This window comes from Methylobacterium sp. CM6247, from assembly GCF_054817925.1.
The window spans coordinates 1,937,593-1,956,210 of sequence record NZ_JBTXKX010000003.1 but is presented as its reverse complement, the minus strand read 5'-3'; the positions used below and the strand labels follow the sequence as shown (position 1 = coordinate 1,956,210).

The 18,618-nt window shown below is 63.9% G+C and carries 17 protein-coding genes and 2 pseudogenes; 12 read left to right on the top strand and 7 right to left on the bottom strand.

Translation table 11 applies throughout. The annotated features are described in order from the left end of the window. Positions 1 to 84: 84 nt before the first annotated feature. The 9 genes from ACYQOP_RS10070 to ACYQOP_RS10030 are packed head-to-tail and all read left to right on the top strand — an operon-like array spanning position 85 to position 8,513. Positions 85 to 1,842, top strand: coding sequence for a PQQ-dependent dehydrogenase, methanol/ethanol family (locus tag ACYQOP_RS10070; protein ID WP_461225277.1), 1,758 nt, complete (start codon positions 85 to 87; stop codon positions 1,840 to 1,842). After that, a complete protein-coding gene (locus tag ACYQOP_RS10065) occupies positions 1,823 to 2,656 on the top strand; it encodes a substrate-binding domain-containing protein (protein WP_461222291.1) in 834 nt (277 codons plus the stop codon). Before ACYQOP_RS10070 ends, ACYQOP_RS10065 begins: the two co-directional genes overlap by 20 nt. Continuing rightward, the gene (locus ACYQOP_RS10060; protein ID WP_311276693.1) at positions 2,653 to 3,216 is read left to right on the top strand and encodes a c-type cytochrome; all 564 of its coding nucleotides are present in this window, start codon (positions 2,653 to 2,655) and stop codon (positions 3,214 to 3,216) included. The genes ACYQOP_RS10065 and ACYQOP_RS10060 overlap by 4 nt, the downstream gene beginning before the upstream one ends. Beyond that, positions 3,213 to 4,229 carry a cytochrome c oxidase subunit II gene (gene coxB / locus ACYQOP_RS10055; RefSeq protein ID WP_461222290.1) on the top strand — a complete coding sequence of 339 codons (1,017 nt, stop codon included), beginning with the start codon at positions 3,213 to 3,215 and terminating at the stop codon, positions 4,227 to 4,229. The genes ACYQOP_RS10060 and coxB overlap by 4 nt, the downstream gene beginning before the upstream one ends. After that, positions 4,226 to 6,142, top strand: coding sequence for a cytochrome c oxidase subunit I (gene ctaD / locus ACYQOP_RS10050; protein WP_461222289.1), 1,917 nt, complete (start codon positions 4,226 to 4,228; stop codon positions 6,140 to 6,142). The genes coxB and ctaD overlap by 4 nt, the downstream gene beginning before the upstream one ends. Beyond that, complete coding sequence (locus ACYQOP_RS10045; RefSeq protein WP_461222288.1) at positions 6,139 to 6,792, top strand: cytochrome c oxidase subunit 3; 654 nt, start codon at positions 6,139 to 6,141, stop codon at positions 6,790 to 6,792. Before ctaD ends, ACYQOP_RS10045 begins: the two co-directional genes overlap by 4 nt. Beyond that, a complete protein-coding gene (locus ACYQOP_RS10040; protein ID WP_461222287.1) occupies positions 6,789 to 7,190 on the top strand; it encodes a hypothetical protein in 402 nt (133 codons plus the stop codon). Before ACYQOP_RS10045 ends, ACYQOP_RS10040 begins: the two co-directional genes overlap by 4 nt. Further along, a complete protein-coding gene (locus ACYQOP_RS10035) occupies positions 7,187 to 8,122 on the top strand; it encodes a cytochrome c oxidase assembly protein (protein WP_461222286.1) in 936 nt (311 codons plus the stop codon). Before ACYQOP_RS10040 ends, ACYQOP_RS10035 begins: the two co-directional genes overlap by 4 nt. Further along, a complete protein-coding gene (locus tag ACYQOP_RS10030; protein WP_461222285.1) occupies positions 8,112 to 8,513 on the top strand; it encodes a c-type cytochrome in 402 nt (133 codons plus the stop codon). The genes ACYQOP_RS10035 and ACYQOP_RS10030 overlap by 11 nt, the downstream gene beginning before the upstream one ends. 882 nt (positions 8,514 to 9,395) lie before the next feature. Here ACYQOP_RS10030 and ACYQOP_RS10025 read toward each other — a convergent pair. The 3 genes from ACYQOP_RS10025 to ACYQOP_RS10015 form a co-directional block, all read right to left on the bottom strand. Continuing rightward, positions 9,396 to 9,830 carry a hypothetical protein gene (locus ACYQOP_RS10025; RefSeq protein ID WP_461222284.1) on the bottom strand — a complete coding sequence of 145 codons (435 nt, stop codon included), beginning with the start codon at positions 9,828 to 9,830 and terminating at the stop codon, positions 9,396 to 9,398. Between the two features lie 114 nt (positions 9,831 to 9,944). Continuing rightward, on the bottom strand, positions 9,945 to 10,541 hold the full coding sequence (locus tag ACYQOP_RS10020) for a hypothetical protein (protein WP_461222283.1): 597 nt from the start codon (positions 10,539 to 10,541) through the stop codon (positions 9,945 to 9,947). A 13-nt stretch (positions 10,542 to 10,554) separates the two neighbouring features. Continuing rightward, positions 10,555 to 10,812: a hypothetical protein gene (locus tag ACYQOP_RS10015; RefSeq protein ID WP_461222282.1), complete on the bottom strand. Its 258-nt coding sequence runs from the start codon at positions 10,810 to 10,812 to the stop codon at positions 10,555 to 10,557. Between the two features lie 185 nt (positions 10,813 to 10,997). On the opposite strand from ACYQOP_RS10015, the gene ACYQOP_RS10010 reads away from it, so the two are divergent. Further along, positions 10,998 to 11,201 carry a helix-turn-helix domain-containing protein gene (locus tag ACYQOP_RS10010; protein WP_461225275.1) on the top strand — a complete coding sequence of 68 codons (204 nt, stop codon included), beginning with the start codon at positions 10,998 to 11,000 and terminating at the stop codon, positions 11,199 to 11,201. A 249-nt stretch (positions 11,202 to 11,450) separates the two neighbouring features. After that, the gene (locus tag ACYQOP_RS10005; protein WP_461222281.1) at positions 11,451 to 13,511 is read left to right on the top strand and encodes a DUF4214 domain-containing protein; all 2,061 of its coding nucleotides are present in this window, start codon (positions 11,451 to 11,453) and stop codon (positions 13,509 to 13,511) included. A 185-nt stretch (positions 13,512 to 13,696) separates the two neighbouring features. Here ACYQOP_RS10005 and ACYQOP_RS10000 read toward each other — a convergent pair whose 3' ends face one another. The 3 genes and pseudogenes from ACYQOP_RS10000 to ACYQOP_RS09990 all read right to left on the bottom strand — a co-directional run. After that, positions 13,697 to 15,559, bottom strand: a complete 1,863-nt coding sequence (locus ACYQOP_RS10000; RefSeq protein ID WP_461222280.1) for a phage tail tape measure protein — start codon at positions 15,557 to 15,559, stop codon at positions 13,697 to 13,699. Positions 15,560 to 15,664: 105 nt separating this feature from the next. Next, entirely contained in the window at positions 15,665 to 16,018 is a 354-nt protein-coding gene (locus ACYQOP_RS09995) for an Arm DNA-binding domain-containing protein (protein WP_461222279.1), read from the bottom strand. A gap of 401 nt (positions 16,019 to 16,419) precedes the next feature. Further along, positions 16,420 to 16,728, bottom strand: a pseudogene (locus ACYQOP_RS09990) (integrase core domain-containing protein); the annotation flags it as partial. A gap of 77 nt (positions 16,729 to 16,805) precedes the next feature. On the opposite strand from ACYQOP_RS09990, the gene ACYQOP_RS09985 reads away from it, so the two are divergent. Then, positions 16,806 to 17,936, top strand: a complete 1,131-nt coding sequence (locus ACYQOP_RS09985; protein WP_461222278.1) for an FAD-binding domain-containing protein — start codon at positions 16,806 to 16,808, stop codon at positions 17,934 to 17,936. A gap of 94 nt (positions 17,937 to 18,030) precedes the next feature. Here the strand turns inward: ACYQOP_RS09985 and ACYQOP_RS09980 are convergent. Continuing rightward, a pseudogene (locus tag ACYQOP_RS09980) lies at positions 18,031 to 18,483 on the bottom strand (hypothetical protein); the annotation flags it as partial. Positions 18,484 to 18,618: the final 135 nt, after the last annotated feature.

The window sequence follows — 18,618 nt, the reverse complement described above, 5'->3', positions numbered from 1 at the left end:
TTTGAAGTGAACAGGTGCATCGTTTCGGCTCTGCTTCTTGTGTCCCTCTGGACGCCGGGGACGCCTGGATCAGCCCAGGGTACGATCGCATCGGCTCAACCGAGTGGCTCCGCCAAGGTATTTCCGGTTCCGCCTTCGTCCGCAGCGCCTCCCGACGACGGCCAATGGACGATGCCGGCCAAGAATGTCGCGAGCACCCGTTACAGTGAACTCTCCGAGATCACGCCGGAGAACGTCGGAAACCTGCGCGTCACGTTCACCTTCTCGGTGGGCGTCAATCGCGGTCAGGAATCGTCACCACTCGTGATCGGCGGGACGATGTACGTCCTCTCGCCCTACCCCAACATCCTTTACGCACTCGACCTGACGAAGCCGGGCGCGCCCTTGAAATGGCAGTACAATCCGAAGCCCGAGGCTGCGTCCCAGGGCGTCGCATGCTGTGATGTGGTCAATCGCGGGCCGACTTTCGCGGATGGCCATGTCTTCTTCAACACCCTCGACGGCAACGTCGTCTCGGTCGATGCCGAGACCGGGCGTGAGGCGTGGAAGACGAAGGTCGGTAACATCCACATCGGCGAGACCATGACGATGGCGCCTCTCGTCGCCAGGGGCAAAGTCTTCGTCGGTAATTCAGGCGGCGAATTCGGCGTGCGCGGCTGGATCCAGGCGCTCGACCAGCAAAGCGGCAAGGTCGCCTGGAAGGCCTTCAATACGGGGCCGGACAAGGACGTGCTGATCGGGCCTGCGTTCAAGCCGTTCTACGACATGGACAAGGGCCAGGATCTCGGGGTGACGTCGTGGCCGCCCCAGGCCTGGGAGCAGGGCGGCGGCACGGTCTGGGGGTGGCTCTCCTACGACCCCGATCTCGATCTCCTCTATCACGGCACCGGCAATCCCGGTCCCTGGAACGCCGACCAGCGGCCCGGCGACAACAAGTGGACGTCCGGCATCTTCGCCCGCGAGGCGGAAACGGGTCAGGCGCGCTGGTTCTACCAGTGGAGCCCGCACGATCTCTACGATTGGGACGGGATCAACGAGCAGATCCTGCTCGACATGACCTGGCAAGGGCAGCCCAGGAAGGTGCTCGTCCGGCCGGAGCGCAACGGCTACGTCTACATCCTCGACCGGGTGACCGGCGAGGTTCTCTCGGCAAAGCCATTCCACGCCATCACGACCACGACGGGCGTCGATCTAAAAACCGGTCGTCTGCAATACATTCCCGAGAAGAAGCCCGAGATGGGCAAGGTGATGCGCGACATCTGCCCCAACGCCTCCGGTGCCAAGGACTGGAGCCCCTCGGCCTACTCTCCCAAGACCGGCCTCCTCTACATGCCGCATACCAATCTCTGCATGGACGAGGAGCACATGCAGGCGAACTACATCGCCGGCACGCCTTATCTCGGCTCCGAGACGCGGATGAAGCCGGGGCCCGGTGGCCACCGGGGCGTTTACACCGCCTGGGACGTCGCCAACGAACGTGCGGCCTGGTCGATCAAGGAAAACTTCCCGGTCTGGAGCGGAACCCTCGTCACCGCCGGCGACGTCTCCTTCTACGGGACCATGGACGGCTGGTTCAAAGCCGTGAACGCCAGGACGGGCGAGGTCGTCTGGCAGTTCAAGACCGGCTCCGGGATCATCGGGCAGCCGACCACCTATCGGGGTCCGGACGGGCGCCAGCACGTGGCGATCCTGTCCGGCGTCGGAGGCTGGCCGGGCGTCGTCGTTTCCGCCGATCTCGACCCGCGCGACGGCACCGGTGCCCTCGGCTTCCTCAACGCCATGCGAGACCTCAAGGAGGCCACCACCAAGGGGGGAATGCTCTATGATTTCGCCCTCCCATAAGAGCGGGGCATCCCTCCTCTGCTGCTTGGCGACGGTTGCTGCATCCGGCGCACAGGCGCGTGAGCTGCGGGTCTGCGCGGATCCTAACAACCTGCCCTTCTCGAATGAGCGCGGTGAAGGGTTCGAGAACCGCATCGTCGAACTCATCGCCAGGGATCTGAAGGCGACCGTCGCCTATACTTGGTGGGCGCAGCGGCGCGGTTTCTTGCGCAACACGATCCGCGCCGGGACATGCGATCTCGTTCCCGGCATGCCGGTAGGGCTCGGGGGACTGCGTCCGACGCGGCCATATTATCGTTCCGCCTACGTCTTCGTGTCGCGTGCGGATGGGCCGGCGGTCGCCTCCCTGGACGACCCGGCCCTGGCCCGCCTCCGGATCGGGGTGCAGCTGGCCGGCAACGATGCGGCGACCACTCCGCCCGGCCAGGCCCTCGCCCGGCGCGGCTTAACCGACAACGTCCGCGGCTTCGTGCTGACCGGCGATTACGCCGAACCCAACCCGCCGGCTCGGATCATCGACGCTGTGGCGAAGGGCGAGATCGATGTGGCGATCGCCTGGGGGCCGATGGCCGGGTATTTCGCGGCGCAATCCGATGTCCGGCTGCGAGTCACACCGGTCTCGCCGCTGATCGACGGCCCGATGCGTCCGATGGTCTTCGACATCGTCATGGGCGTGCGTCGGGAGGACGAGGCGCTCCGCCAGGAAGTCGGCGCGTCCCTCGCCGGGCGTCGCCAGCAGATCGACGCGATTCTGGCCGAGTACCACGTGCCCCGTGCCGAGGAGGCGGTCGCGCAACCCGTCGCGGCGCGATGACGGCGCGTCTGCCCGCCCTGATCCTCGTCGGCATCGTTCTGACGGCTTGCCAACGCGAGGAGCGGGAGGCTCGGCCGAGCCCGGTCGGATCGGAAAGCCAGGAGCAGGTCGCCCTCGTCGGGCTCTCGCCCGGAGAGCCCGGGCCGATGGTCCAGACCAGCGGCAAGGCCCGGCTTTTCGAGGGCAACGCCTACCAGATGAGCCAGGGCAAGAAGCTGTTCACCTGGTTCAACTGCAACGGCTGCCACGGCCAAGGCGGCGGCGGCATGGGCCCTGCCCTGATGGACGATCGCTGGATCTATGGCGGCTCCATCGAGAACATCGTCCAGACGCTGCGTGAAGGGCGACCGAACGGCATGCCGTCCTTCCGGGGACGGGCCACGGAAGACCAGATCTGGCAGCTCGCCGCCTATGTCCGGTCGATGAGCGGCAACGCTCCGGCGAGCGCAGCACCCGCCCGGAGCGACACCCTGCACCCGCACCCTTCCGAGAACCGGACCAGCCCGAGCCCACCGGTCTCCGGCGGCATCGTCCCGCCGTCCGGGCAGATGCCGCAATGAGCGCGTCGCTCCCCGCCCGGCATGGCCTGGCCCTGGTCTCCATCCTGCCTCTGACCGGCTGCAACCTCATGCAGTCCCCCCTGAACCCTGTCAGCCCCCAGGCCCGTGACCTGCTCTGGCTGTTCTGGGTCTTCACCGGAATCCTCTTCGCGATCTGGCTCGCGGTGATGCTGGCGCTGCTTGCGAGCCTGCGGGCGCGCCGCGCTCTCGATGCCGATCCGCTCGGCGTCGATCTCAGTCGCGAAAACCGGACAGCCGCCCTCGTGGCCGGACTGGCCGTCGCCACCGGGCTGGTCGTGCTGGTCCTGACCGGCCTCAGCTATGCCGGGCAGCGGCGCCTGTCCGCGTCCGAGGCCCCTGGCTTGACCATTCGGGTGCTCGGCCATCAATGGTGGTGGGAGCTCGAATATGAGGCTGCCGACCCCAGCCGCAGCTTCACCACCGCCAATGAGATTCATGTGCCGGTGGGCGTGCCGGTTCTGCTGAAGCTCGAATCGACGGACGTCATTCATTCCTTCTGGGCCCCCAGCCTGATGGGCAAGATGGACCTCATCCCCGGGCGCAGCACCACCCTCCGTTTCACCGCCGACCGTGCGGGCACTTATCGCGGCCAATGCGCCGAGTTCTGCGGCCTGCAGCACGCCAAGATGGGTATGCTGGTGATCGCCCAGGAGCCGGAGGTCTTCGGCCGCTGGCGGGACGCGCAGGTCCAACCCCGCATCAAGCCGGCGAGCGCCGCTGCCAGCGCAGGCGAGGCCGCCTTCACCGCCGCCCCCTGCTCCATGTGCCACCAGATTCGCGGGACGGGGGCCGCCGGCCGCATCGGCCCGGATCTCACGCATCTGGGCTCGCGCAGCACGCTTGGCGCCGCCACCTTGCCGATGAGCCGCGGCAATCTCGCGGCCTGGATCGTGGACCCGCACGGCATCAAGCCGGGCGTGAACATGCCTCTGGTCAAGCTCGACCCCGATCAGATCAACACCATCTCGGCTTACCTCGAGGGCCTCAAATGAGCGAGGCCACCACCGCCATCGGCGACCCGCCCGATGTGGCGCGCGAGGGCCCGGCCCTCACCGCTCGGCTTGCCCGGATATGGGGCACCCGGGAGGGGATCATCGGCTGGCTCTCCAGCGTCGACCACAAAGTGATCGGTCGCCGCTACATCGCCACTGCCTTCCTGTTCTTGTTCCTGGGCGGTCTCACCGCCATCGTGATGCGCCTGCAGCTGGCGCGGCCCGAGGGCAAGCTCGTCGGGCCCGACACCTACAACCAGCTTTTCACGATGCACGGCTCCACCATGATGTTCCTGTTCGGCGTGCCGATCGGGGAAGCCATGGCGGTCTACCTCGTGCCGCTGATGGTCGGCACCCGCAACATCGCCTTCCCGCGCCTCAACGCCTTCAGCTACTGGATCTACCTGTCGGGCGGGATGTTCCTGTGGATCTCCTTCCTGCTCAACATCGGCCCCGATGTCGGCTGGTTCGCCTACGTCCCCCTGGCGGGTCCCGAATACTCGCCCGGCAAGCGCGCCGACGTCTGGGCGCAGATGATCACTTTCACGGAGCTGTCGGGACTCTGCGTGGCGGTGGAGATCATCGTCACCGTGCTCAAGCAGCGCGCGCCGGGCATGAGCCTCGACCGTATTCCGCTCTTCGTCTGGGCGCTGTTCATCAACTCGTTCATCATCATCTTCGCGCTGCCTGCGGTGATGATCGCCTCGACGTTTCTCATCCTCGACCGGCTGATCGGAACGCATCTGTTCAACCCGGCCGAGGGCGGTGACGCGCTGCTGTATCAGCACCTGTTCTGGTTCTTCGGCCACCCCGAGGTCTACATCATCTTCCTGCCGGGAACCGCTTTCGTCTCGGCCATCATCCCGACCTTCGCGCGCCGCGAGATCTTCGGTTACCTCGCGCTCGTCCTCTCTTTGGTCGCCACCGGGTTCCTTTCCTTCGGGCTGTGGGTCCACCACATGTTCACGACGGGACTCCCACAACTGGGAGCGGCCTTCTTCACCGCATCCAGCATGCTGATCGCTGTCCCCAACGGGCTGCAGATCTTCTGCTGGATCGCGACGCTATGGGATGGACGCCCCATCTGGCGCACACCGCTCCTGTTCGTGATGGGCTTCTTCTTCATCTTCGTGGCGGGTGGCCTCTCGGGCATCATGCTCGCCTCCGTGCCGATCGACACCCAGGTGCACGACACCCACTTCGTCGTGGCGCATTTCCACTACGTGCTCATCGGCGGCAACGTCTTTCCGCTCCTCGGGGCGATCTACTACTGGTTCCCGAAATTCACCGGCCGGATGCTGTCTGAGCGACTCGGCGCCTGGAACTTCTGGCTCGCCTTCACGGGCTTCAACATCACCTTCTTTCCGATGCACATCAGCGGGCTGATGGGTATGCCGCGGCGCGTCTATACTTACGGTCCCGAGATGGGATGGGCGAACCTCCAGATGCTCTCGACGGCGGGCGCCCTCCTGTTGCTGGCGAGCTTCGTCGTCTTCCTCTGGAATGTCGTCGCGAGTCGTCGTCACGGCGCGGTGGCGGGCCCGAACCCCTGGGGCGCCAGCACGCTCGAATGGGCCACGGCCTCGCCGCCGCCACCGCAGAACTTCGACCATATTCCCTTCGTGACCCATCGCGAACCGCTCTGGGCGGAGCGGCAGGGACTGCCGGTGGTGACGGGACTGAGCACGCGCTACCGTGAATTGGTGGTCACCAGCGTGTCGGAGGCCGAGCCGCAACTGCGCGAGACCTCGCCCGCCCCCTCGATCTGGCCGCTGGTCGCCGCTCTCGTCGTCGGCACCACCTTCATAGGGTCGATTTTCACGCCCTACGCCGTCCTCTGGGGAGCGATCCCGATCGCTGCGGCCCTCATCGCCTGGTTCTGGCCCAAGGACACGCCGGAGGACGAGGAATGACCCTCCCGCCTCGCGACCCGCCGCCGTTTTCCTCCGTCGCGCCGGCGCGCATCGTCCGCGACCTCTCGCAACTTCCAACCTATGGGTTCGGGCCCAAGAGCCCGATGTGGTGGGGCACCCTCGGCTTCTTCGTCACCGAGGGAATGGCCTTCGCGCTGGCGCTGGGGACCTACTTCTACCTCGTCCAGCAGAACCAGGCTTGGCCGCTCGCACCCGTAGCGCCGGATCATTGGGCGGGCACGCTCAACACGGCATTGCTGCTGGCGAGCCTGTGGCCCAACGCCATCGTCGATCGCGATGCCCATCACGAGGATCTTCCCCGGGTCCGGCGAGGGCTGATCCTGATGTCGCTCATCGCGCTCGCCGCCCTCGGCCTGCGGCTCTATGAGTTCGCCGGTCTGGGTGTCCGCTGGGACCAGAACGCCTACGGCTCGATCACCTGGGTCCTGCTCGCGCTTCACCTCACGCATCTCGTCACCGATGCCGGCGACACCCTCGTCCTCACCGTCCTGATGTTCACGCACCATGCGAAGGGCCGCGCCAAGGGACGACGTTTCAGCGACGTGAGCGACAATGCCTTCTACTGGTATTTCGTCGTGGCCTCGTGGCTGCCGATCTACCTCGTCGTGTACTGGCTCCCCCGGTGGTGACGTCGTCCGTACGGAAACTGCTCGCGCGCGGGCTGCCATCGGCCGGCCTTTATGCGGGCCCGGCGGCCTGGCTCGTGAGCACGCAGGCGAACTACGCGATGGTCCCCTGGACCTGTGCCCATGGCCTACGGGCCGTGCCGCTCGTCGCCTTTCCGCTGATGATGATCAGTCTCGCGGGCGCCTTTCTGTCCTGGCGAGCGTTCGGGCGGTCCAGGGCGGCTGGTATCGGGACCGTTCCGATGCCCGATGCGTCGAGGGCGGCCCCCCTCGACCCGCCCGAGGGCGGACGACCACATCGCCTGGTCGCAATCATCGGAATCCTGGTCTCCCTTCTTTTCGCCCTGGTCATCGCGGTCCACGGCGTCGCCGGGATCGTGTTCGATGGATGCGAGCGATGAGCCGACCTGCCGCCGCGATCGGCCTCGGGCTCGCCACCATGCTCCTTCCGCGCAGCGCCTCCGCTCATGGCGGCGATCTCGGCGAACTCTGGGCCACGGGCGCGGCCTGGACCAGCGATCTGCGGGTCATCCTGCCGCTCTATGGCAGCGCCATCCTGTTCCTCATCGGGACCGTCCGGTTGTGGCGCCGGGCCGGCCACGGGCGCGGTGTGCGACGCTGGCAGGTCGCGTGCTTCTGGTCGGGATGGACGGTGCTCGCCCTCGCACTGCTCTCGCCGTTGCATTGGCTCGGCGAGCGCCTGTTCACGGCGCATATGATCGAGCACGAATTGCTGATGGCGATCGCCGCGCCCCTGATCGTGCTGGCGCGGCCTGGAAGCGCTATGCTCTGGGCCTTGCCCGCCCGCTGGCGCGGACCGGTCGTTCGACTGCCGCAACGGCTTGGTCTTGCGGGCGCCTGGAGCGTCGTCAGCCTACCTCTGGCGGCGACGCTCATTCATGCCGTCGCGCTCTGGGCCTGGCATATGCCGGGAGTGTACGACCTCGTTCTCGTCAGCCCGCTCGCGCATTGGCTGCAGCATGTCAGCTTCCTGATGTCGGCCCTGATGTTCTGGTGGGCCTTGTTGCGAGGACCGGCGCGCCGCCGCGGTTTTGGCGCGGCCTTCGTCTACCTGTTCCTGACGAGCCTCCATACCGGTCTGCTTGGCGTGCTGCTCACGGTCTCGCCCCGTCTCTGGTATCCACGCCAAACCGCTGCCGCCGCCGAATGGGGACTGACTCCCCTGGAGGACCAGCAGCTGGCCGGGCTCGTCATGTGGGTTCCCGCCGGTCTGGTCTATACGGCTGCCGCCTTGATCCTGATGGGGCTCTGGATACGGCACCCAAGTTCCACACGGCACCCAAGTCCCACGCGGCGATCCTATGCGACGTAGATGGATCGTCCTTGCCGCCGGTCTCGCCGCGATCGGTTCCGTGGTGGGAATCGTCGTGCATCGGATCGAGCGCGGGCAAGCTCGGGTGGACCTCGCCAAGGGACTGACCGGCGGCGATCCCGCACGTGCACCGGCCCTGATGATCACTTATGGCTGTGCCGGCTGCCATGACGTTCCGGGTGTCGCAGGCCCCAGCGGCCGGGTTGGCCCGCCTCTGCGCGGGCTGGCCGAGCGCGTCTATATCGGTGGCGTAGTCACGAATACGCCCGAGAACCTCGTTCGCTGGATCGTAGACCCGAAATCCCTGAACCCGCGAACCGCGATGCCCATCACGGGAATATCGGAAACGCAGGCTCGGGACATCGCAGCCTACCTTTACGCAAACCCGTGACGAGCTGAACGGGGCCCTATCCGTGACGCGAATGGCTGCGAAGATACAAGTATCTGCTCAACGTTTACGTCCGCCTTGCCGATGATTTACCGTCAAGCAGTCGGGCAGAACCCCGCTCAGTCCGGCCGTACTCTTTCGTTAAAACAGTCAGCTTAAAATGGCTCTGATAGCCGCGAGTTCAGTCATGACAGGGCCGGGTCGCGGGACGGCCACTACTTGGTTCATGCCAAGCATTGCACGAGCGGTATTTTCGCCCCGAAATGCTGACGCAATCGGAACCTCCATCCAGGGCCCGCAGGTCGATGGCACTTGGCTCATCGCGCGCGTGCAGCCGAAGTGGCTTGAGGCATCGAAGACGGCGTCCACCGCGGGCTCGCGAATATCCTCGGGCAGCGCGCATTGGTCGAGAACTGTGAGACCAAGCAGCGCCAGAATCGCGCCCGTCAGGCGGTTCTCGATCTGCCTGCGAGTGACAACAGGTCGACGGCGTTCAATCGGCTAATTCAGATACGCTCGAACTCGTCACGCACCATCCCCGTGAGGATATCGGTGATCCGGGGCGACCGCAAATTCGGCACGTGACCGATCGTGACCCGAATCGGGGGCCACCCGCAAACCAGGATCGAAGGCCTTGGGTACCCGGATCTGGAAGACAGGGCCCCGCCCATTGCGGGTAAGGTGACGGCTCGGCACGCGCGTGCAATCCCGTACACATGACGGGCAGAGACACTTTTCGGGGAGGAGCTCACCTAGGCGAGAAGACTTGGCGGAAAAGAGGTCCGCTCGTTGATCCATTATTACTCTTATAAATCACCGGCTTAGCTCCAGCAAAGCAGGGCCTACCCACGTTCTTACCCATGAAACCTACACGGATTAGGGCGGTTAGCGGCGATTCAGCACGGACGATGCAGTCTGAAGGGCCAACACATCACGATAGAGTTCGGCAGCAAGTCCGGCATGGTCCTTGTCTTCCTCGTAGTAATCTTGGGCAACGAGAACCTTGACCCGCAGACCAGCCAAGGTCGTGGCCGTCGTCGCGGCAATCTCTCGATCCAGCCGAGCCAATTCCTTGCCGAGGGCCACGAGCTGGTCGTTTGCATCCGTCAATCCAATGGCTTTTTCGGCCGCTGCGCGGTCGGCGTGCCACCGATCAAATGCTGCACAGATTTCATCGGCTCGGGCCTGCGCCTCAGGCCAAGGATGCTGTTCGACCACCCCGGTGGCGTCATCGGGCAGGTTGTCCTTGGGGGCAAGGATCGCGACGAACGTCTTTGAAGCGAGGGCGGCGCAAGGCCCCTTCGGGTTGAGCCGCCACATAGTACCAGGCTTGACCGTCTCCCCTTTTGATCGCGAGTCTGGCGAGCTCCAGATCCACGTCCGAGTGGCGGAAGTCTATGGCCGACGAAATCTCAGGTCTTTCGACTAAAGCATCTAGAACGTCGTGACGCTCCCCACCTCATCATAGGCGGCTTGCGCGACCCGTCTGGCTTCACCCAGGGAAAGCAGATCCGCGTCCGCATCGGCCTTGCCTGCGAGGCGCTGCCGATCGGCAGCGGCAATGTATTCGATTTGTCCAATGGCGAAGTGCTTGGCGGTCTCGAACACATTCCGCCAGCGGAAGGCGAGAGCGTCGATGCCATCCAGCCGATGTTCGCGCCGAAGGCGATCCCACAACTCGGATGCTGCGTCGACGTTGAGATCGTTGGCGACGGCATTGTACTGCCGTGATCCTTCCCGCCGTGCGATGGCGTTCATGCGCAACGCAGCGAACCCGATCCAGTCCGCGACCGGCGCGCGCCGCGGCGTGCCGTTGATGTCCACGAAGCTCACCATACCGTCATCGCCGACGGTTTCGCCCAGCACATCGAAGGGAGCTGCGGGAACTGCGGCTTGCACCGGCACAGCCTCGCCAGGCTTCGAGCGGCGGATCACACGGGCAGCGGATACCTTCAGCAAGGCGGCACGCTCGCGCAGGGACGCCCTCTGGGGATGGGGGGCAATGAGGTTGGTGAAGCTGAAGCTTTTCATGACGGGGCCTCCTTCAAGCCAGATGCGCGAAACCGTAGGCGAACACGCCCCCGGCGATGATGATGACGGCCGAGGCGAAGTCGCCGGCCATGTCGAGGTAGCGAGGCGCCCGGACGTGGTACGTTTCGGGGCGGATGAGAGCGGTAACAAGCCAATCCTCCCCGGCGTTAGGGCCATGCTCATCCGGCTCTAGGATGGGCGCCTGGCGTGAGTAGAGGCCGTCACTGGGGCGGCGTTTCAGATACAAAGGGGCGAGCGTGGGCGTTGCCATAACCGGCGTGCTCCGGGGCTGAAGGGGAAGCGGGCGTGGATGGAGATGCAGGGGACCTGAAAAGATCGCCGGCTCTCTTGCGTTCAGCAGCGATTTCGCTACTATGTTGCGAAAATAGACGCTGAAATCGCAGTTTCAACGCTAATTCGAAACGGAGACGCGATTTGACGCCCGCTCAGTGCAGGATGGCTCGTGCTGGGCTGGGAATTGGCATTCGAGAGCTTGCCGAGAAAGCGCAGGTGTCGACCAACACAATTTCACGCTTCGAAGCGGGGGAGGAGCTAAAGGGCCGAACTATCACGGCACTCCAGGCCGCCCTCGAGGCCGCCGGGGTCATCTTCATCGAGCAGAACGGTGAGGGGCCGGGGGTGAGGCTGAGGAAGACATGAATACAGTGTCGAGACCGGCGAGCGATGGCGGACAGCGTGGAACAGTTGTGGATTTAATCCGCTGTATCTCCATTTATTTTCTCAAGGGCATAGCTGCGACTCATTAAACACAGTCAAGACACTCGCCAAGAAACCAACAAATATCATGAATTAACTTTGAAACCGTTTCGATGGCGGGCGCGTAACTGCCTTGCCGCAAACCTGCGAGCCGCATGTGCATCTCAGGCCGCGAGCAAGGGAGACGACGCGATGGCTACAATCAATGGCGATAACGGCGACAATGTCCTAAACGGCACCGAAGAAGAAGACACCATCAATGGCCTCGGCGGCAACGATACGATCGACTCGGTCGATCGCCCCGCAAACATCTTCGCAGGTTCGATCAATCCTGTGCGTGATGTCGTTCGCGCCGGATCGGGCGACGACACGGTGACTGGCGGCAAGCTCGATCGGTTGGTCGGCGGCGAGGGCAATGATTCCCTGTCGTTGAATTTCAATTTCAACGGACCGGTTGCCGGCTCGGCAACCCCGATCAGGTTGACCCTCGATGAGAATGGCACGGGCAGGGCGTCCGACGGCACCGTGATCTATGGCTTTGAGTCGGTGAACTTCAACCTGTCCGACACCGGCGACAATGTGGTCGATACCGGCAATGTCCGGGCGCAGCTGACGGGTGGAAACGGAAACGACACGCTCACCACCGGATCGGCCGACGATGTCGTGTATGGCGGCGGCGGCAGAAATGTCATCTCAACTGGCGCCGGCAATGACACGATTAGTGGTGGTTCCGCGACCGACATCGTGTCTGGGGGCGACGGCGACGACACATTCGGCGTCAACGTCTACACCGATGGTCGTGACCGAGTGGATTTGGGTGCTGGAAACGACACTGTTCGGTTCGATCGCAACGACGGTGGCACCGGCAACGTTCGCCTCACCTTCACCTCGGCCGAGGTGGGCAACGGCAACACCAACGATGCCGGCAGCCTGACCAACCAGGATGGCGGGCTCGCGGTCCGCGTCCAGGCGGAGGATGCTGACGGCAATCTGACCGGGCCCATCTCCCGCTACGACGATGAGGGCATCACCTTCGTCGCCGGAACGCAGGGCATCACCTTCGACGTCCGCGATCTCGTATCTGGTACTCAGCGTGGCAGCACGTTCGAGGGCGTAGTACTGGGTACAAACGGCAACGACGACCTAACCTTCTTCCCGCCATTCCGCGCCGGGCAAGATTTTTACTACAATGCCGGCCAGGGCAACGACACGGTCTCTGCTGGCAGCGGAAATGATTTCCTTGTTGGCGGTGCCGGCAATGACACGCTCAATGGGGGCGCAGGCAACGACTCGTTTATTGGCGGTGGCGGCAACGATACCATCAATGGCGGCTCCGGTTTCAACACGGCGATCTTTACCACCCGGTTCGCCGACGCACTCCTCCTGCAAGGTGGGACTACAACCACCTTTAGCGGGGCAGAGTGTGTTGATACGTTGACCAACATCGATCAGTTTCGGTTCACTGACGTCAAGATCGGTCTTCAACCCGACCTATACGGTAGCATCGAGACAGGGACAGATAGCACGGGCGTTCAAGTTGCCGCTCTCTACGACGGCATCTTAGGTCGCGAGGTCGACACATCCGGTCTTACTACTTTCTCAGAATTGTTGAAGAACGGGGGCTCCGTCACTGACGTCGCCAGCGCACTTCTAAATTCAGGCGAGTATACAGGTCGTTTCGGGGATGTGGACGCAGAGACCAACGCGGGATTCGTCAACGAAATATATCAGACGGCTCTCGACCGTGCCCCGGACCAGAATGGCTTCGACGCGGCTGTAACAGCACTCAACGGGGGAACGTCGCGGGCTACAATCGCGGCAAACCTTTCCCTTTCGGCAGAGAACTTCAGTGGTCTGACCGTTGACGAAACGGGGATCTACGTTCCGGACGCGGAAGCTTCCGCCGCTGGACGGCTTTATTTCGGGCTGCTGGATCGCCCTGGGGATGCTGCGGGGGTCGCGAACCTTGAAGACTTTTTGGAGAATGGCGGAACGATAGTGCAGGCAGCTCAGAACTTCCTCAATTCCGCAGAGTACCAGTCTAAATTCGCTAATTTGAGCAATGGCGACTTTGTCGATGAGCTTTACGAAAACTCTTTCGGGCGCGAAGCCGACGCGGGTGGTTTTGCTAACTATAAGACAGCACTGGACAACGGTACCTCCCGTGCTGATGTCGCTGTCTCGATCACCCAGAGCGCCGAGGCTCAGGATCATCTCGCTTCGGTGCTGCAGCAGGGCTGGGTGAGCATCTAAGCGAAACGCCGCCACTGACTTAGTCGTTCGGCTATATGTAGTACAGCGGCCGGGGGAAACCCTGGCCGTCCTTGTCTGTTCTGTGGAACGCGGCCTCATCCTTCACCGTGGAGGTCTTATGGTCCCAAGACCTGTCGGTTCAGTTCGCTTTTCCGAGTCGTTTGGATCTGGCGGGCGCCCAAAGGTTAGGGTGCGGTGGTCGCTCCCGTGGTGAGAAGGTTTCCCTTCACCAGGGATGCCCCCATCGACGAGATCGCATTCTTAGCCGTGGTCACTGCCGCCTGAGCCACCTGCGCTTGGTCATTGACGGTCTGGTGGATGTTCACAGTCTGGGTCCGGTGGTCGTTGCCGGTGTCGGTGTCGGTGTTCGTAATCGTCGTGCCCCCGGCCGCGCCCTTGCTCAGCCAGCTCATGCGATCGGATGGCGATCCAAACTTGGGCGGCGTCATACCTTCAGCCTGCGGATTGAAGGCCGGCTTCTGAGCTGGGGTTGCAGGGGCGGATTTGGCGGCACTGTCGGCGCCCCGTGCTGTCGGTGCCGACCGCTTGTCTAGGATCGCTGCGACGGCCTGGATTTGAGGGAGGGTAAAAGTTGGCTTGCTTGGTTCAGCTGCGCCCGCATACCGTTCGTTGAAGTCCTTCGCGGTGATGCCGCCATACTCACCGAGGATGCGCTTGTAGGTCGGCGGGGCACCGAGCATGCGGTTCAGCTTCTCGACCGTGGCATTCGTCTCCGCGGAGGTCGAACTCTTACCGTCGGCGACAGCCTGCTGCGCTGCGCTTCCCATGTCCAAGGCTGCCTTCGCGGCCGGCGCCATCATCTCGCCGAGGCGGACGATGACACGATCCAGCGTCGCCCCGGCCCGCTCGACGCTGCTGTTGAAGCCGTCCATCGTCTTCGCGAGATCGACCTGCATCGTGCCGGGCGCCTCGCGCTCGATGGTGCCCTTGAACTCCTCGTACTTGTCGCGCTTCTTGAGTAGGCCGCTCATAGCGTTGCAGGCCTGGAGATCCCCGAATTTCTCAGCCTCGCGGAAGGCGTCGCCCTTGCTGTAGCGGGCCGCGAGATCGAGCGTGCGATCCATGCGAGAGACGCCATTCTTGTCTGCGTCCTTCATCTCCTTCTCGATGTCGATGCCGGCCTTCTTGAAGGCTTTCACCGTGACCGGCGCGGACATCTTCTCCATGAAGTCGCGCAGGAAGTCGGCGGCCTGCGCCGTGGTCGCCGTGCCCTCGCGGACGACGGTCAAGGCCGCGATGATGTCGCGAACGCCCTTCAGCCCCTCAAGGCCAATCTTGTAACCCGATGCCGCGAGTTCCGGCATGACGCTGGCCGACTCCTTGAACTCGGCCTTCCCGAGCTTGCCGCCCTTGATCGAGTAGTCGAAGGCGGTTTCCAACTGCTCGACCTTCACGCCGAGGTTCTGCATGAACACGATGACAGCCTGCGCCGCCTTGGCCGTCAACTCGGCCGAAGCGATGGACGTGTCGTAGGGGACGCCAGCGGCAGCGTAGGCGGCGGCGGCCCCGACCAGGGCCTTGCCGGTGGTACCGTACTTCGGTCCCTCGGTCAGGAAGCGATCAACGGCCGGCTGTGTCTCCTCCTTCGTCTTTTCGGTGGTCTTCGCCAGTTCGATCTGAGCGGCTTCCAGAGTGCCGAACCGATTGAGCGAGGTCACGACACCGCCAAGGGTCGCGACGAGGTTCAACCCTCCGCCGCCGGTCTCGGCTGCCCTCGCGGCCACACGTGCTGCTCCGGGGCCTCGCCCACCGGTGGGGCTTGGAGCAGGAATGCCGACCGCTCCGATCCGAACACGGGCCATGCGCTCAGCTTCTCGACGCATCGCCCGGAGCGAGCGGGCTGCACGATCCGCATCACCTGAAATGCGAGAAAGGCCGGTGGCGCGAGCGTTCAGGCCGACGTTCAACCCCTCGCTGACGTCCTTCGTCGCTCGCTTGATCCTGTCGAGCTCGCGAATGAACTTCGCTGTGTCGTTTCCGCCGGAAAACTTGAGGCCAAGTTTCGCAACGAGTTCTTCGATGACCATCAGCGGGTCTTCCTTCGGCTCGCGTCGATCTCCTTCATCCTGATGCTGGCAGCCTTTGCCGCCTGTGCATCCTGAAGGTCGATCAACTCATGCATGTTGGCGAGGTCAACCGGCCTTGTGCGCGTCGATGAAGGCGGCGGCGCACTGACGGAAGGTCATGGCCTTGGCCGCCTCGATCCGGGCCTCTCCTCGTCGAGCCTGGCGGGCCTCGGTCGGATCGATCCCCTGGGCACACAGCTTCCGGCAGCCGAGTGCCTTCTCCCGAGCCTCGGCCAGGGTGAAGGTAGCGAACGAGCCGAGCCCCATCTCGCGGGAGCGGCCATTCATCGTGAAGCGGAAGATCCAGCTTTTGGCGCCGACGCCGGACACCTGGAGCCAAAGGCCACCGCCGTCGCCGTACATGCCGGGATCGCGCATGCGGGATACGGCCAGCGCAGTGAGCTTTCCAGGCGCGGCCATCCTTCCCCCACTTCTACCCACACCGGCAACGTGGCTTGTGACGGACATGCGTGGACGCTGGCAACCCTCAGCTTCGAAAAAGCCTTGGTTTGTCAGTGGGCTTAGGGATGCGAGCGGACGACTATGGATAGGCAAATGGCGGAGAGGGGGGGGGATTCGCCGCCCCCACCCTTAATGCCCTATAAACAAACGGCTTCTTCAGGCGCTCAATGCAAGCTTCGTAGCAGCGTTTCGGTGCAACCGTCAATCCCGCAATGTGCCGGGGAGGCATGGTTGACGAGCGGCAGAACCCGTGAGCCCAGGCCTAACAGTCTTCATGACGCGAAACGTCTGGGCAGAACGTGAAAATCGAATGAGGGTCCCCCGGATCTTGGTCCGGTCGAAAGGTGAGCCTCCGGGTCTCATCCGGCGGCCTGCTGGGCCGTCGCCAACGCGAATTCCTGGGGCGCCAGCCACCCCAGGGCTATGTGAGGACGGCTCTCGTTGTACTGCCGCCGCCACGTTTCGATCTTGCTCCTTGCGTCGGCCAACGACACGAACCAGTTCGCGTTCAGGCACTCGTCGCGCAAACCGTTGAACGACTAGACCAGCGCGTTGTCGGTCGGCTTGCCAAGCCGCGAGAAGTCCAGCGTGACGCCCTTCTCATAGGCCCAGCGGTCGAGCGCCTTCCTGACGAACTTAGGCCCGTTATCGACCTGTATCGCGTGCGGCCCTACGCACAGCAGTTCCCCCGACCCTCGAAAATAGGTCGCATCGGCATCTCCCCGCCCAGCGCTAAGTCATGGTCATGGATCGCAGTTTCCCAATGACTCGTGCCGCCGGGCTCGAACGTCTCGCCGCCTTTCTCGAACATGAGGGAGCCGAATATGCCGGGGCTCGCAATTTCGACCTGGGTCCCGAAGCACGGCCAACCACCTCGACGCTTTCGCCCTATCTCCGCCGACGCCTGATCACCGAGGCCGAGGTTGTGGGTGCGGCCGTCGCTGCTTTCGGCAATGAGGGCGCCGAGAAGTTCGTCAGCGAGGTATTCTGGCGGACCTACTTCAAGGGGCATTTGGAAACCCATTTTGCCGCCTGGACGGGGTACCTTGCGCTGGCCGCCGAGGGTCATGAGCGTCTCGCCGTCGAGCCTGGCCTGCGGCGGACCTATGAGGCTGCGATTGAGGGGCGGAGCGGCATCGACTGCTTTGATGCCTGGGCCCTCGAACTCGTAGAGACAGGGTGGCTCCACAACCATGCGCGCATGTGGTTCGCCTCGACCTGGATCTTCACCCTGCGCCTGCCCTGGGCCATCGGTGCCGAATTCTTCATGCGCCACCTCGTCGATGGCGATCCGGCGAGCAATACGCTCTCCTGGCGCTGGGTCGCCGGCCTACACACCCGGGGCAAGCACTACGTTGCCCGCGCCGAGAATATCCGTCGCTATACTGATGGACGCTTCGACCCGGTCGGCCTCGATGAGTACCCCGACGCCCTCGACGAGCCGATGCCGCCCCGAGAAATGCCGTTGCCGCTGGTCGATGCCATGCCCAACAGCGAGGTCGCGCTCCTCCTGCACCTCGACGACCTGCACCCGGAGAGCCTCTGCCTTGGCACCGCGCGGGTCGTCCGTATCGGTGGGCTCGTTGCCCATGCCGAGAGCGCCTCAGACCGGGTCAAGGCCGCGGATGAAGCCGCGATGGCGGATGCCCTAGCGCGAGCCGAACCCCTTTTCGGATGCCCGGCTGGCCTTGCTGTTAGTGGTTGGGCGGACAGCCTACCAGTCGTGACCGCCTGGGCACCGGTCGGGCCATCCGCCACGGCGCTACCAGAGGGTTGCCTGCGCCTACGACGGGCCTGGGACGAGGCAGCCTGGCCGTTGTCGAATCGAGGCTATTCCCGGATGCGGAAAGCTATCCCTCAGCTCTTACTGCGTTAACTCGCTGAACGTTTTGGCGAAGTCGCGCGGTGCGCTCGTCTTGAGGGTCCGCTTTCCGAGCGGAGGTTGAGGGAGCGGTCGTGATTGTGCCGGAACGGCGCTCCGCCGAAGCGACCACAAATGTCGCGAGGACAGCGGCAGCTGCATCCTCGGCTAGGCCCTTGGAGCGGCCCGCCGTCGTACGTGAGTCTGGTCCCCGCATGGCTCGCCCAAGGAGCGTGCCGGCAATCGTGCCTGCCACCCCAGCCATTGCTCCGGTTTTTGGCGATGCCCTTTGCCCAGCCAATGCCCACCCGCCAACCGTACCAATGCATAGCCGTAATGCGAACGACGGAGGGATGCGCCGGTCAGGTGCGAACGGCATTTTGTCGCCCGCCATTTCGGCCAGTGCTGCCGCTGTCGCAACTGCGCGCGAGCCTGGACCATGGGGAATGGGTACATCCCGCGTTCGCCCTTGGGATGCCGCCCAGCTCAGGGCAGCGCACGCGGACATGCTCCGCATCCCAGCCACAATTCCAATACCGAACGAAGATCCGTATCTCTGCACCCGATAAGCTCCCCTTACCCGCAAAACACGACTAAGAGAGCAAAACGGTAACTGCAGGGGATGTTCCAGGCAGCGCTGACCACAACCAGGAATAGACCTTCCACAGGTCGCTGCCGGACTGAATGTAGTTCGGTC